The 15654-nt window shown below is 61.7% G+C and carries 11 protein-coding genes and 1 pseudogene; all 12 read right to left on the bottom strand.

Going from position 1 to position 15654, the window contains the following annotated elements:
• Positions 1-92: 92 nt before the first annotated feature.
• Positions 93-890 carry a transporter substrate-binding domain-containing protein gene (locus AC07OP_RS14070; protein ID WP_065940764.1) on the bottom strand — a complete coding sequence of 266 codons (798 nt, stop codon included), beginning with the start codon at positions 888-890 and terminating at the stop codon, positions 93-95.
• Positions 891-1100: 210 nt separating this feature from the next.
• A complete protein-coding gene (locus AC07OP_RS14075) occupies positions 1101-1910 on the bottom strand; it encodes a transporter substrate-binding domain-containing protein (protein WP_495101385.1) in 810 nt (269 codons plus the stop codon).
• 175 nt (positions 1911-2085) lie between these two features.
• A pseudogene (mdoH, locus tag AC07OP_RS14080) lies at positions 2086-4658 on the bottom strand (glucans biosynthesis glucosyltransferase MdoH); the annotation flags it as partial.
• Complete coding sequence (locus tag AC07OP_RS14085; protein ID WP_222935589.1) at positions 4651-6330, bottom strand: glucan biosynthesis protein G; 1680 nt, start codon at positions 6328-6330, stop codon at positions 4651-4653. The gene AC07OP_RS14085 and the pseudogene mdoH, both read right to left, overlap by 8 nt.
• Positions 6331-6653: 323 nt before the next feature.
• The gene (gene dtd / locus AC07OP_RS14090) at positions 6654-7091 is read right to left on the bottom strand and encodes a D-aminoacyl-tRNA deacylase (RefSeq protein ID WP_495101386.1); all 438 of its coding nucleotides are present in this window, start codon (positions 7089-7091) and stop codon (positions 6654-6656) included.
• Entirely contained in the window at positions 7088-8059 is a 972-nt protein-coding gene (gene pip, locus AC07OP_RS14095) for a prolyl aminopeptidase (RefSeq protein WP_027605045.1), read from the bottom strand. Before pip ends, dtd begins: the two co-directional genes overlap by 4 nt.
• Before the next feature lie 103 nt (positions 8060-8162).
• Complete coding sequence (locus AC07OP_RS14100) at positions 8163-9092, bottom strand: alpha/beta hydrolase (RefSeq protein WP_495101387.1); 930 nt, start codon at positions 9090-9092, stop codon at positions 8163-8165.
• 335 nt (positions 9093-9427) lie between these two features.
• The gene (locus AC07OP_RS14105; protein WP_495101388.1) at positions 9428-10375 is read right to left on the bottom strand and encodes a choline ABC transporter substrate-binding protein; all 948 of its coding nucleotides are present in this window, start codon (positions 10373-10375) and stop codon (positions 9428-9430) included.
• A gap of 131 nt (positions 10376-10506) precedes the next feature.
• Positions 10507-11307: an N-formylglutamate deformylase gene (hutG, locus tag AC07OP_RS14110; RefSeq protein WP_141156520.1), complete on the bottom strand. Its 801-nt coding sequence runs from the start codon at positions 11305-11307 to the stop codon at positions 10507-10509.
• An 11-nt stretch (positions 11308-11318) separates the two neighbouring features.
• Entirely contained in the window at positions 11319-12524 is a 1206-nt protein-coding gene (gene hutI / locus AC07OP_RS14115) for an imidazolonepropionase (protein ID WP_495101389.1), read from the bottom strand.
• 15 nt (positions 12525-12539) lie between these two features.
• Entirely contained in the window at positions 12540-13949 is a 1410-nt protein-coding gene (locus tag AC07OP_RS14120; RefSeq protein WP_065925740.1) for an amino acid permease, read from the bottom strand.
• Positions 13950-14109: 160 nt separating this feature from the next.
• Positions 14110-15648 (bottom strand): histidine ammonia-lyase, encoded by a 1539-nt coding sequence (gene hutH / locus AC07OP_RS14125; RefSeq protein ID WP_141156518.1) that lies wholly within the window; start codon positions 15646-15648, stop codon positions 14110-14112.
• Positions 15649-15654 lie beyond the last annotated feature (6 nt).

Genomic DNA, 15654 nt, shown 5'->3' on the forward strand with positions numbered 1-15654 from the left:
TACTCAGCATCCAAAAAATCGAGGCCCGCACACCTGAGGTGGCGAGCGGGCTCCCCACAGCAAGCCCTCTCACACCAGAAAACAGTCCCGCTTTATTCCATGTCCTTGAGCCACTCGGAGCTCTTGAACCACTTGTCATGGATGCGATCGTAGGTGCCGTCGTTCTTGATCTGGTGCAGGAAGTTGTTGATGAAGTTGATGCTGTCGTAGTCACCCTTCTTCAGGCCGAACGCCAGCGGTTCAAAGGTGAAGGGTTCTTCGAGGAACACCAACTTGCCGTTACCGACTTTTTTCTCGGCGACCACGTTGTACGGCGCGTCATACACGAAGGCATCGGCCTTGCCGTTGACCACGTCCAGCACACCTTCCTGCTCGTTGTCATAGCCGTGGTACTTGGCCTTGGAGATCAGCTTCTTGGCGACCATCTCACCGGTGGTGCCGAGCTTGGAGGTCAGGCGGTACTTCTCGTCGTTCAGGTCTTTGTAGGACTTGATGGTGCCTTCCAGGTCCTTGCGGATCAGCAGGGTCTGGCCAACCACAATGAAGGGTTCGCTGAAATTCAGGCGCAGGTTGCGTTCCTGGGTCAGGGTCATGCCGCTGCCGATCATGTCGAACTTGCCGGTCAGGAACGCCGGGATGATGCCGTCATAGCCGGTGGACACCAGCTCCAGCTTGACGCCCATGGACTTGGCCATGGCCTTGAGGATATCGACCTCGAACCCAATGATTTCGCCCCGTTTGTCGGTCATTTCGAACGGCATGTAGGTCGGGTCCATGCCGACTTTCAGCGTGCCGCGCTTGACCGCATCATCGATGGCACCGGCCTGGGCGGCATTGGCCGCAACCAGCGCGGCAACGCCGAGCAGCAGCATCGAAAGATACTTTTTCATCATCAAGTCCCCTGAACGATTCTTATACGGTCGGCGCGCAAAAGGGCTGCACCAATTCGGGGTGCGATCCTAACCCACTCATTGCCTGTCACAAAGGTTTCACGGGTATTTGTTATCTGCGTATGTCGGAAAAGTCCCACAACAACGCAGCCAACTGCTGGGATAGACGCTTGCGTTGGCAGCGCTGGCAACGGATTGATGTGTAAGAAGTTATGACTTCCAGTCGACCTCTACCAGCCAGTCCATGTCCTTGAACCACTTGTCGTGCAAGCGATCGTAGGTCCCGTCCTGGGCGACTTGATTGAGGAAATGGTTGATCCAGTTGAGGCTGTCAAAATCGCCTTTTTTCACGCCAAACGCCAAGGGTTCAAAGGTGAATGGCTGTTCAAGCGCCAGCAGCTCGCGGTTTTCCGGCAAGCTCAGGGCGATCAGGTTGTAGGGCGCATCATAAATAAAGGCATCGGCGGCACCGTTCACCACTTGGCGCACAGCTTCCCGGGGCGTTGCAAAACTGCTCAAGCGCGCCGCCCCCAGGAAGCGTTGCGCCGCCGCCTCGCCAGTGGTGCCCTGGACGGTGGTGACGCGGTAAGTGGCGTCGTCCAGGTCTTCGACACTGGTGACCTTGCCACTCAGGCTGGGGTGCAGCAATACGGTTTGCCCCACCACGATAAAGGAGTCGCTGAAATTCAGCTTCAGGTTGCGCTCCTGGGTAACGGTCATGCCGCTGCCGATCAGGTCGAACTTTTTCGCCTGCAGCCCAGGCAGCAACTCGGTATAGGGCACGCTGACCAATTCAAGCTCAACGCCCAGGGCCTGGCTCATCACCTTGAGCAGGTCGATTTCAAAGCCAACGATACGGCCCTCTTTATCGGTCATTTCAAAGGGGACATAGGTGGGCGTAGTACCCACTTTCAACACACCACGCCGAACCGCATCGTCGATGGCACCGGCCTGCACCAGAGCACTGTGAATCAATGCGATAACGCCGATCAGCAATGCCGAACAATACCTTTTGATCATGAATCCCCCTGTGACCGAGTCAAATTTGGGGGGCGATCCTACCCCACTCGCGGGCACGCAAATACGCCTCGGACAAGGGACTTTTGTTTCGAAATAACAAGGAGTTAGGGCGATAGAGAAACGCTGTAGGACCAGCGCTTCGAACGCCCCCGAAGTGAACCCTCGGGGGCGTCTGAATCAGGCCGGTTGGGCCTGGGACGACAGCGGCTGCAGCGGCAGTAACGGCGCGTGCGGGTCGGCCTTGATCGAATTACGCCAGGCAGCGAGCCACTCGGCGTGCCCTTCGCTCCAGATCTGCTCATGCAAGCGGGCCAGGGCTACCGGGTCGCTGAGCAACGCCAGGCGTTCGCCGTTGTTGAGGCCGGCAGGGCCGACTTTCAACGCGTGGCGCACACGTTCGGTACGCAGGTACTCGATCGGCTCGGCCTGACCGTGACGCGAGGTCGCCAGGGCACAGGCCAGGGCGTTCTGCTGCGGGTCGACCACCGAGCGCACGAAGCCGTCTTTCAGCGCGTGCCAACGGTTTTCGTGGGTGTACTTGTCGGTGGACAGCAACGCTTGCGGCGGATTGTATTCCTCAGGGATCAGGAACAGGCTCTCATCGCGGGACTTCAGGCCAAGGTTGACCCGGCTGGAGATCACCGATACCGGGATCGACAGCATCAACGAACCCACGATCGGTACCAGCCACCACAGGAAGCTCGGGTTCAACCACACCACCAGCAGGGCCCAGAAGAAGCCCAGCAGGGTCTGCGTGCCGTGACGCTTGATCGCTTCGCCCCACGGGGTGGAGTCGTCGTCACGCTGCGGCGAGTTCCAGGTCGCGGCCCAGCCGAGGAACGCGGCGAGCACGAAACGGGTGTGGAAAATCATCCGCACCGGCGCCAGCAGCATGGAGAACAGCATCTCCAGCAGCATGGACATGGTTACCTTGAACTTGCCACCGAACTCTTTCGCGCCCTTGGCCCAGATCAGGATGATGCTCAGCAATTTCGGCAGGAACAGCAGCACGATGGTGGTGGAGAACAGCGCCACCGCCTTGTCCGGGTGCCATTGCGGCCACAGCGGGTACAACTGGCGTGGCGCCATGAAGTACTGCGGCTCCATCAGGGTGTTGACCGCCAGCAAGGCCGTCGACAGCACCAGGAACAGGAACCACAACGGTGCCGACAGGTAGGACATCACGCCAGTCAGGAACACCGCGCGGTGCACCGGGTGCATGCCCTTGACCAGGAACAGGCGGAAGTTCATCAGGTTGCCGTGGCACCAGCGACGGTCACGCTTGAGTTCATCCAGCAGGTTCGGCGGTAGTTCTTCGTAGCTGCCCGGCAGGTCGTAGGCAATCCACACGCCCCAGCCGGCACGGCGCATCAGCGCCGCTTCAACGAAGTCGTGGGACAGGATGGACCCGGCGAATGCCCCTTTACCCGGCAATGGCGCCAAGGCGCAGTGCTCGATAAACGGTTTCATGCGGATGATCGCGTTGTGACCCCAGTAGTGGGATTCACCCAGCTGCCAGAAGTGCAGGCCGGCGGTGAACAGCGGGCCGTACACGCGGGTGGCGAATTGCTGCATGCGCGCATACAGGGTGTCCATGCCCGACGCACGCGGCGCGGTCTGGATAATCCCGGCATCCGGCGTGGCTTCCATCAGGCGCACCAGGCTGGTCAGGCATTCGCCGCTCATCACGCTGTCGGCGTCGAGAACCACCATGTACTTGTAGTCGCCGCCCCAACGACGGCAGAAGTCGTCGAGGTTGCCGCTTTTACGCTTCACGCGTCGGCGACGGCGGCGATAGAAGATCTTGCCGAAGCCACCCGCCTCACGGCAGACGTCGAGCCAGGCTTGCTGCTCGGCGATGCAGATGTCGGCCTCGTTACTGTCGCTGAGCACGAAGAAGTCGAAACGATCGAGGTCACCGGTGGCGGCCACCGATTCGAACGTCGCGCGTAAACCCGCGAATACCCGCGGCACGTCTTCGTTGCAGATCGGCATGACCAGCGCAGTGCGCGCGTCTTTCGGGATCGGCTCGTCGCCGGCACTTTTACCGGAAATCCGGTATTTATCGTGGCCGGTGAGCAGTTCGAGAAAGCCCATCAATGCAGTCCAGAAACCGGCCGAGACCCAGCAGAACAGGATCCCGAACATGATCAGGATGCTGGTCTGCAGGGCGTAAGGCAGCACCTGGGTGGCGGTTTGCAGCAGGGTCTGGTTGCGGATCTCGTCGAAGTCGACCAGCGACCAGCCCTGGTACGGCATGATGCCTTTCATGTACCAGCCGGCCACGATGGTCTGGCCGAGCATCAGCACCAGCAGGATGTAACGACGAATCGAACCCACGGTACGCCAGCGGGCTGCCGGCAATACGCGCTCATCCTTCGGCGGGGCCGGCGGGTTGCTGCGGCCGGTGATCCGCCGCCAGCCGCGCACCAGGATATTGGTGCGCCACGGCTCAGGTACCACGCGGGTACGGCGGATCGGCGGCGTGGCCTTGAGGCACACGCGCCCACTGGCGTCGAGCCCGAGCATTTCGGCGTCTTGCAGCTCTTCGGCCGTGCTGAGGGTCAAGCGGCGACCCACCGACGCCTGGGCGGCGTCGACGGGTGCATCGAACGCCTTGGACGACAAGCGCTCGTGCAACTCGGTGAAGGATGTGCAGCCCGCCAACTCGGCGCGCTGCTCAGCGGTCATCGGAAGATGCGCCAGGTACTCGGAGAGAGTCTCTGGCTGGACTTGAGAATTACTCATCGGCAGGCAACTGATAGCTCCAGGTTTCGGTCAGGACTTGCTCGGTCTTGATCGGCTCCGGTGTGGCTGGGGCAGCTTCTGGCTGCTTGGCTTCCTTGTCTTTCGCGTCTTTCTTGGCCTGTTTCTCGTGTTGCTTGGCCAGAACCTTATCGGCCTTCAGCACCTGGGTCGAAACATGCTCAGGCTCAGGCGGCGTGATGTCCTGGACCAGGGCTGCACGCATCTCGGTCGGCTTGCCTGCGTCCTTGATCTTCATACGCAGTGTCAGGCGCCAGCCTTTGGTGTGTTCGTTGTAGCGCACGCTGTTTTCTACCAGCTCGGCGTTGTCACTCACGCTCACCTGGCTACGCACCGGGGCGTCCGGCAGCAGTTTCTTCAAGGACGGGCCCTCGAAGTCCACCAGATACGCCACGCTGCCATCCGGCTGACGGATCAGGTTGGATTGCTTCACATCACCGGTGGAACGCAGGGTCTGCTTGACCCAGGCGCTGTCCGGCGAATGGAACGCGGCATCATCGAGGGTCCAGTGCAGGCGGTAGGCCACTTCCAGCGGCTTGCCGACTTCCGGCAACTCCGCCGGGCTCCAGAACGCAACGATGTTGTCATTGGTTTCGTCGGCAGTCGGGATCTCAACCAGGTCGACGGAGCCCTTGCCCCAGTCGCCTTCAGGCTCGATCCACGCACTCGGGCGCTTGTCGTAGTTGTCGTCGAGGTCTTCGTAGTGGCTGAAGTTGCGACCGCGTTGCAGCAGGCCGAACCCACGCGGGTTCTCCACGGTGAAGTTGCTGACCGACAGGTGTTTAGGGTTGTTCAGGGGGCGCCAGATCCACTCGCCGTTGCCAGCATGGATCGACAGGCCGCTGGAGTCATGCAGCTCGCGACGGTAGTTGAGCACCTTGGACGGCTGGTTGGCGCCGAACAGGAACATGGAGGTCAACGGAGCAACCCCCAGTTTGCTGACCTTGTCACGCAGGAACATCTGGGATTTCACATCCACAACCGTGTCGGTGCCCGGACGCAGGATCAGGCGATAGGCGCCGGTCGCACGTGGGGAATCCAGCAGGGCAAAGATCACCAGGTGCTTGTCACCCGGTTTTGGACGCTCGATCCAGAACTCGGTGAAACGCGGGAATTCTTCACCCGACGGCAGCGCGGTATCGATCGCCATGCCACGGGCGGACAGGCCATAGACCTGATCCTTGCCGACGACGCGGAAATAGCTGGCGCCGAGCATGGTCATGATTTCGTCTTGCTTGTCGCCCTTGTTGATCGGATACAGCACACGGAAACCGGCGTAACCCAGCTGCTCGGTGGCTTTAGGATCAAACTTCACGTCGCCGAAATCGAAGCGAGTCGGGTCGTATTTGATTTCCTGGACGCTGTCGGCGGTCACTTCGTTGATTTTCACCGGTGTATCGAAATGCATACCCTGGTGATAGAAGGACAACTTGAACGGAGTGTTCTGATCGGCCCATTCGGCTTTTTCGTTGCGGAAACGAATCTTCTGGTAGTCCGCGAACTTCATTTCGCGGAATTCGTTCGGCAGATTGCTGCGCGGAGCTTCGTATTTCTGCCCGGCCAGCTCTTTTGCCTTGGCCGACACATCATCCAGACTGAATGCCCACAGTTGACCCGCGCCGAACAGGCAAAACAGGGCGGAGCCCGTCACCAGTGCGTTTCGTAACCGTTTAGCAGACAATTTTGGTGCATTACAGGGACTAACAATCACGAGCAACCCTCGCCGAAAACAGATCAAAAAACCAACGGCCAGCTATCTATATGCCAGGTTGGCGAGCATTGTTCCGACTCCCCTGGGTCAAAATGATTCCCCAGTGGTTATCGGACAAGTCTCTACCTAAGTCAAAAATGGACCAAACAACGCTGATCCCCGTAGCGCGCGATTATCTAGTAGCCCGCGAGACAACGCATCAGGGACAACGAAGTATTTGTAGCGAAACCCTACGTTTTTAGGCATTAAAGTCGTTTTTAATACATTCATGTCTGTAAGAGAAAGGTCACAGGGCCATCATTGACCAAATGCACCTGCATATCCGCGCCAAAACGCCCCGAGGCCACCTTGCCATGCAATTGTTGCGCTTGTAACAGCAAGTGATCAAAAAGCGCCGCTCCCAGGGCCGGCGGGGCAGCGGTGGAAAAGCTCGGCCGCAGGCCGCTCTTGGTATCCGCCGCCAAAGTGAACTGCGATACCAGCAGTAATCCCCCATCGATATCCTTCAACGACAGGTTCATCTTGCCCTCGTCGTCGCTGAACACCCGGTAGTTAAGCAGCTTGTGCAGCAGTTTGTCGGCGCTCTCGGGTGTATCTGAAGGTTCGACGGCCACCAGCACCAGCAAACCTTGATCAATCGCTCCGACGATTTCATCCGCCACTTCGACCCGGGCGCTACGCACCCGTTGCAGCAAGGCCTTCATGCTTCTTCTGGCGGCAGATCAAGCAGGCGCCGTGCCATTTCGCCGGTCGCGCGCACCAGTGCATCGGTAATCCCGGGCTCGGACGCCGCATGGCCCGCTTCACGGATGACCTGCAGTTCGCTGTTCGGCCAGGCCTGATGCAGCTCCCAGGCGTTATCCAGCGGGCAGATCATATCGTAGCGGCCATGGATGATGACGCCAGGCAGATGGGCGATCTTGTGCATATCGCGAATCAGCTGGTTGGGCTCCAGGAAGGAGTTGTTGGTGAAGTAGTGGCACTCGATACGCGCGATGGACAGCGCGCGCTGAGGCTCGGAAAAGCGCTCCACGTGCTGCGGGCTCGGGCACAGGCCGAGCATGCGCCCTTCCCAGCCGGACCAGGCCTTGGCGGCGTGCATCTGGGCGATCTGGTCGTTGCCGGTCAGGCGTTTGTGGTAGGCCGCGATCATGTCGTGACGCTCATCGGCGGGAATCGGCGCGATGTAGTCCTGCCAGTAGTCCGGGAACAGGCGGCTGGCACCGGCCTGGTAGAACCATTCGATGTCCTGGGGGCGGGCGAGGAAAATACCGCGCACGATCAGGCCATGCACACGTTCGGGGTGGGTTTGCGCGTAGGCCAGGGCCAGGGTCGAGCCCCAGGAGCCGCCGAACAGCACCCATTTGTCGATGCCAAGATGTTCGCGGATGCGCTCGAGGTCGGCGACCAGGTCCCAGGTGGTGTTGTTCTCCAGGCTCGCGCGGGGGGTGGAACGGCCGCAGCCACGCTGGTCGAAGGTGACGATGCGGTACAGGTTGGGATCGAAATAGCAGCGGCTCTGGGCATCGCAACCGGCGCCAGGGCCACCGTGGATGAATACGACAGGCAAGCCTTCGGGGGAGCCACTTTCATCGACGTACAGCGTGTGGGTGTCATCGACTGCCAGATCGTGCCGGGCGTAGGGTTTGATCTGCGGGTACCAAGTCTGCATTGCGCGCTCCGTAGGGGGTCGGGTTCATCCCTGGGGGGACGTCTTTTATTTTGCCGTCTGGCACTATAAACCCGAATTGTGCAATGAGCATGTCCTTGAGCGCTTAGAGCTGCGTCAGTAGTTCGCTCCTCAGGTAATCCAACAGGTAGCCGTACAGCCGATCCACCTCCGGGGCCTGGCCCTTTGCGCGTAGACAGCCGTGGACCAGGCCTTTGCCCGGATACAACAGTGCAGGCACACCGGCCTGTTGCAGGCGCTCGGCGTACAGCACGCCGTCGTCGCGCAGCGGGTCGAATTGGGCTACTGCGATCAAGGCCTTGGGCAAACCACTGAAATCATCGGCCAGCAGCGGCATGGCATAGGGCGATGGTTTAGCCAAATCGCGCAGGTAGAGCGCCAGGTAGTAGTCGGTGTCGGCAGTGCTGAGCAGCGGTGCATCCATGCAGTCACGGCGCGAGGGCAAATCGGCCGGGCCGCCCAGCCCGGGGTAAATAAGGACCTGGGCCCGCGGCATAGGCTGGCCATCATTGCGCAACCCCAGGCACAACGCCGCCGCCAGGTTGCCGCCTGCGCTGTCACCGACCACCGCCAGGCGTTGCCGATCGATGGCGTGCGGGCCCTCCTCTGCCTGGATCGCCTGCCACACCGCGCGACAGTCGTCGTATGCAGCCGGGAATGGGTGCTCGGGCGCCAGGCGGTAGTCGATGGCGATCACCAGCACCCGGAGGGCATTGGCCAGCTCGAAGCAGATGAAGTCGTGGGAATCCAGGCCGCCGACCACCCAGCCACCGCCGTGTATATAGAGGAGACATGGCCAGCCGTCGGCGGGTGGCGGTGTGGGGGGCAGATAACTGCGCACGTCCACGCCGGCCAGGGTGAAGTCCGTGAGCTGCAAGCCTTCCGGTTTCGGCGGGGTGAATGCCTGGCACATGCGCTGGTAACTTTGGCGCTGGCTCGTCAGGGAAGAGTCGGCGCAGGTGAAGGACTCGGTTTTTGCGACGAAGGCCGCGAGTTGCGGGGATATCGGGTACATACGCGATGATCTCTGGCGCGGCAGGTTCAAGGTGGGGGCTTCCGATTGCGATGGATCAGTCACTCGATAGGTGGCCTGGCATGGCGCTATCGGGGCAGTCGTATCTGCACATCTTCGGTGAAAGCATAACCTGAGGTAATGAAGTCCTTGTGGTGAGCGGGCTTGCCCCGCGCTGGGCTGCGAAGCAGCCCTAAAACCCCACACGCTGAGTACTAACAGAAAATCCCGGCGCCTTTATTGGGGCTGCTTCGCAGCCCAACGCGGGGCAAGCCCGCTCACCACAGCGTTATGCGTCAACCCTTAAGATACCCATGGCTATCGGGGCTGCACTTGGCTTAGGGTTTGAGGTAGGCCTGGAGCGACGCCAAGCCATCGCTGCCATCAAATGCTGTAACCCCGGCCAACCAACGCTGCAAATCCTCGGGGTGGTCGCGCAGCCATTGCCTGGCCACGTCCTGCGGCGACTGGCGCTCCATGATCGGCACCATCAACTGGCTTTCCTGGGCGGCGGTGAAGGTCAGGTTCTCGAGCAATCGGTTAGCGTTGGGGCAGCGTTCGGCAAAGTCCGGCGCGATCACGGTGGAGACCGTTGCGCGCCCTTCGTCAGGACCGAACACGTCTTCGCTGCCAGTGAGATAGGCCATTTTCATATTGATGTTCATGGGGTGCGGGGTCCACCCGACAAATACCACGAACTCCTTGCGGTTCACCGCGCGCTGCACCGCCGCCAACATGCCAGCCTCACCGGAAGCCACCAGCTTGAAGCCGCCCAGACCGAAGTGGTTGGTGTCGATCATTTTCTGGATATCGGTATTGGCGCCGCTGCCGGGCTCGATGCCGTAGATCTTGCCGCCCAGCTTGTCCTTGAAACGGGCGATGTCGGCAAAGGTCTTCAGCCCGGCGTCAGCCACGTATTGCGGCACGGCCAGGGTGGCCTGGGCATCGGCGAGGCTGGGTTTATCAAAGACCTTGACCTGCCTGGCGGCCAGAAACGGCGCGATGTTGTTGTCCATCGCCGGTTTCCAATAGCCGAGGAACACGTCCAGGCGTTTATCGCGGATACCGGCAAAGATGATCTGCTGCACGGCGCTGGTCTGCTTGCTGTCATAGCCCAGGCCGCTGAGCAGCACGTCGGCCATGCCCGAGGTGGCGACCACATCGGTCCAACTGACCACGCCCATGCGCACGGTTTTGCAGGAGGCCGGTTCGGCGGCCATGGCTTGGGCACTGAGGAGTGCGGCGCCGGTGAGGGTCAACAGGTAACGGTTGAACAGCCTTTTCATAAAAGAGGTCTCACTCGGCAGCTTTTATTATGGGAAGTGGCGTCTGGTGCGCCATAACCACAACCTTACCGAGCGAGACCTCTCCCAACACGACCTGTGGCGACTGTGAGTTGCACAGGGGCGACCGTTCGTCACTCGTAGCGCTTGCGCCCCCACGCCAGCAAGCCTTCCAGCAGCTGCTTCAACACCACTTGCGTCGGCTCGGCCAGATCCGGGCGATAGCGGAACGGCTCGAACTCTTCCATATACGTGCTCTGGCACAACTCCAGCTGCACCGCATGGATATCCTGCGCAGGATTGCCGTAATGACGAGTGATATGCCCGCCCTTGAAGCGCCCGTTCAGCACATGGGTGTACTGAGGATGGGTGGCACAGATGGCCTCGAGCTGGCTCGCCAGTTCCGGATCGCAGGCGGCGCCGTTGAAGGTGCCGAGGTTGAAGTCCGGCAGCTTGCCCTCGAACAGGTGCGGGATCACTGAGCGGATCGAGTGCGCATCGAACAGCAGCGCATAACCGAACTCAGCCTTGAGCCGCGCCAGTTCCTCTTGCAGCGTACGGTGATACGGGCCCCAGATCTTTTGCAGGTAACTGGCGCGCTCTGTCTCGCTCGGCTCCAGCCCTTCGCGGAACAACGGCACGCCCTCGAACAGGGTCGCCGGGTACAGACCGGTGGTGGCACCGGCGTACAGCGGCTTGTCGTCCGAAGGCCGGTTCAGGTCAATGACAAACCGCGAGTACTCCGCCGACAGGGTGCTGGCGCCCAGTTCATCCGCGAAGTCATACAGCGTGGGGATGTGCCAATCGGTGTCCGGCAGGCTTTGCGCTTCGGGGATCAACCCGGCTTCCACCGCAGGCGTCAGGCGCAGGCCGGCGTGGGGCATGCTGATCAGCAGCGGCACACGGCCTTGTTTGAAGTTCAGAACCTTATCCACAGCAGTGCTCCTTATAGGGTGACGTCGACGCCGTGGCGCACGACGCGTTTATCCAGCTCACCGCCCAGCCAGTAGGCGAGGTCGGCGGGGCGATCAATCTGCCAGGCGACAAAGTCGGCCACCTTGCCCACTTCCAGGGAGCCATGGGTGTCGCCCATGCCCAGGGCGGTGGCCGCATGTTGTGTGACACCGGCCAGGGCTTCTTCCGGGGTCATGCGGAACAGGGTGCAGGCCATGTTCAGCATCAGGCGCACCGACAACGCCGGCGAGGTGCCGGGGTTGAGGTCACTGGCGATGGCGATCTTCACACCGTGCCTGCGCAGGGCGTCCATCGGCGGCAGTTGGGTTTCGCGCAGGAAGTAGAACGCCCCCGGCAGCAACACCGCGACGGTGCCGGCAGCGGCCATGGCGATGGCGTCTTCTTCGGTCATGAATTCCAGGTGATCCGCCGACAGCGCGTGGTAACGCGCCGCCAGGCTGGAGCCGTGCAGCGACGACAGCTGCTCGGCGTGCAGCTTCACCGGCAGGCCGAGTTGCCGGGCGACCTTGAACACCCGCTCCACCTGCTCGGTGGAAAACGCCAGGTATTCGCAGAACGCATCCACCGCGTCCACCAACCCCTGCGCCGCCAAAGCCGGCAGCATTTCATTGCAGATGTGCTCGATGTAATCGTCGGCGCGGTCCTTGTACTCCGGCGGCAATGCATGGGCCGCCAGGCACGTGGCACGCACGCTGACCGGCAGCGCTTCGCCCAGGCGCCGAGCCACCCGCAACATCTTGCGCTCGTTGGCCAGGTCCAGGCCGTAGCCGGACTTGATCTCCACGGTGGTCACGCCGTCACGCAGCAGGCTGCGCAGGCGCTTATAGGCGCTGGCGAAGAGTTCATCCTCCGTGGCGGCGCGGGTGGCACGCACGGTGCTGGCAATACCGCCGCCCTTGGCCGCGATGTCGGCATAGCTCACGCCCTCGAGGCGCTGCTCGAATTCGCCGCTGCGATTGCCGCCAAACACCGCGTGGGTGTGGCAGTCGATCAGCCCGGGGGTGACCCACGCGCCTTGCAGGTCATGCACCTGGGCGTAATTCGCCGTCGGTACTTCGCTGCGCGGACCGATCCACTCGATGAGCGAACCGGCGGTGACCAGGACGGCATCCTCGATGATCGAGTATTTGCCCTGGGCCATGGTTGCGACGTGGCAGTGTTGCCAAAGCGTTTTCATCAACGCCTCCCTAAGTTATCGATGAGACAAGGCCGGGTCGTAATGGACCTTGGCCGCTTGCCCGGCGGCGGGCTTGACCCACAGCAGATAGGCAACGACCAGCAACACAATCCACACCGCACCGACCAGCAAGGCCGCCTGGGTGTCCGGGAAGTAACCGAGCACGCCAAACACAAACAGCATAAACACGATGGCCGCAGCTGGTGCGTAGGGCCAGAACGGCACCGGGAATTTCAATTCGGCGACCTGCTCTTTCGTCATCGAGCGGCGCATAGCGACCTGGGTGAACAGGATCATCAGCCACACCCACACGGTGGCGAAGGTGGCAATCGACGCGATCAGCAGGAACACGTTTTCCGGGATCAGGTAGTTGAGCAGCACACCGCCGAGCAAGGCGGCGCCCATCACCACCACCGTCATCCACGGTACGCCTTGCCTGGACAACCGGGCAAAGCCCTTGGGCGCCTGCCCTTGCTGCGCCAGGCCGTACATCATGCGGCCGGCACCGAAGATGTCACTGTTGATGGCCGACACGGCCGCCGAAATCACCACGATATTGAGGAGGGTCGCCGCCGAGCCTATCCCGAGGTTGCTGAAGATCTGCACGAACGGGCTGCCCTGGCTGCCGATCTGCGGCCATGGGTAGATGGCCATCAAGACAAACAACGTCAGCACGTAGAACAACAGGATGCGCAGCGGCACGGCGTTGATCGCCTTGGGGATCACGCGCTGCGGGTCCTTGGCTTCACCGGCGGTGATGCCGATGATCTCGATGCCGCCAAACGCGAACATCACCACGGCAAACGAGGCGATCAGCCCACCAATGCCGTTGGGCATGAAGCCGCCGTGGGCCCACAGGTTGCTCAGGCCGCTGGCCTGGGTTTCGCCGGCCGAGTGGATGCCGAACAGCATGATGCCGAAACCGCCGAGGATCATCGCCACGATGGCGCCGACCTTGAGCAGCGACAGCCAGAACTCCATCTCGCCAAAGACCTTGACGTTGCACAGGTTCAGGCCGCCGATCAAAAACACGATGCCGAGCACCCAGACCCAGCGTGCGACCTCGGGAAACCAGAAGCCCATGTAGATGCCGAAGGCGGTGACGTCGGCGAGACAGACGATGATCATTTCAAAGGCGTAGGTCCAGCCCAGGATAAAACCGGCCAACGGGCCCAGGTAGGTGCTGGCGTATTGGCCGAAGGAGCCGGAGACCGGGTTGTGCACGGCCATTTCACCGAGGGCGCGCATCACCATGAACACCGCGGCGCCGCCGATCAGGTAGGCCAGCAGCACGGCGGGGCCAGCCATCTGGATGGCCGAGGCGGAACCGTAGAACAGCCCGGTGCCGATCGCGGAACCGAGGGCCATGAAGCGAATATGTCGGGCGCTCAGCCCGCGTTTCAAACCCTTTTCTTGCTGGTGCATTTCTCGTCCCTAATTATTTTTATCCTGAGAAAGTTGTTTGTGGTGAGCGAGCTTGCTCGCGCTCGAGTGCGAAGCGCTCGCGGCCTTTTTTGGGGCTGCTGCGCAGCCCGGCGCGAGCAAGCTCGCTCACCACAGAGAGCCATGCCGCTCTCTGAACCGCTTACAGGCTCGGCAGCAACGTGGCCGGCACCAGCTCATTCAGGCAGCGGCTGGCGAGCAGTTCGCTGGCGGCGATGATGTCCGGGGCGAAGAAGCGGTCCTTGTCGTAGAACGCCACTTTGGCGCGCAGGATGCCACGGGCTTTTTCCAGTTTCGGCGAGGTTTTCAGGCCTTCGCGCAGGTCCAGGCCCTGGCACGCGGCCAACCATTCCACCGCGAGGATGCCGCGGGTGTTCTCGGCCATTTCCCACAGGCGCTTGCCGGCCGCCGGGGCCATCGACACGTGGTCTTCCTGGTTGGCGGACGTCGGGATGCTGTCGACGCTATGGGGATGAGCCAATGCCTTGTTCTCACTGGCGAGGGCGGCGGCGGTCACCTGGGCGATCATGAAACCGGAGTTCACCCCGCCATTGCCCACCAGGAACGGCGGCAGTTGCGACATGTGCTTGTCCATCATCAGCGAGATACGACGCTCGCTCAGGGAGCCGATTTCGGCGATGGCCAGGGCCATGTTGTCAGCGGCCATGGCCACCGGTTCGGCGTGGAAGTTGCCACCGGAGATCACGTCACCCTCAGCGGCAAATACCAACGGGTTATCGGACACGGCGTTGGCTTCGACCACCAGTACCTCGGCCGCCTGGCGCAACTGGGTCAGGCAGGCGCCCATGACTTGTGGCTGGCAGCGCAGGGAGTACGGGTCCTGCACCTTGTCGCAGTTCTGGTGCGACTGCGACACCTGGCTGCTCTCACCCAGCAGGTCACGATAGGCCGCCGCCGAATCGATCTGCCCACGTTGACCGCGAGCCGCATGAATACGCGCGTCGAACGGCGAGCGCGAGCCCAGCACCGCTTCCACGGTAAGACCGCCGCACGCCAGGGCGCCGGCGAACAGGTCTTCGCCTTCGAACAGGCCACGCAAGGCGTAGGCGGTGGACACCTGGGTGCCGTTGAGCAGCGCCAGGCCTTCCTTGGCGGCGAGGGTCAGCGGCGTCAGGCCGGCGACTTTCAGCGCGTCGGTGGCTTCCAGCCATTCGCCCTTGTAGCGCGCCTTGCCTTCGCCCAGCAGCACCAGGGACATGTGCGCCAACGGCGCCAGGTCACCGGAAGCGCCAACGGAGCCTTTCAGAGGAATATGCGGGTACACCTCGGCATTGATCAGCGCAATCAGCGCGTCGATCACCTGCCGGCGAATCCCGGAGAACCCACGGCTGAGGCTGTTGACCTTGAGTACCATGACCAGCCGCACCAGCGCATCGCTGATCGGCTCACCGACGCCGGCGGCGTGGGACAACACCAGGGAACGCTGGAGGTTTTCCAGGTCTTCGCTGGCGATGCGGGTCGAGGCCAGCAGGCCGAAACCGGTGTTGATGCCGTAGGCGGTGCGGTTCTCGGCGAGAATCTGTTCCACGCAGGCCACACTGGCTTCGATCTGGGCCGAGGCACTGTCATCCAGGCGCAGGGTTACCGGCTGCTGGTAGATGGCCCGCAGTTGGGCGAGGCTCAATTGGCCTGGAATCAGGTTTAGCGCAGTCACATTCATACTCCT

The organism is Pseudomonas sp. GW821-FHT09D08 (genome assembly GCF_059416305.1).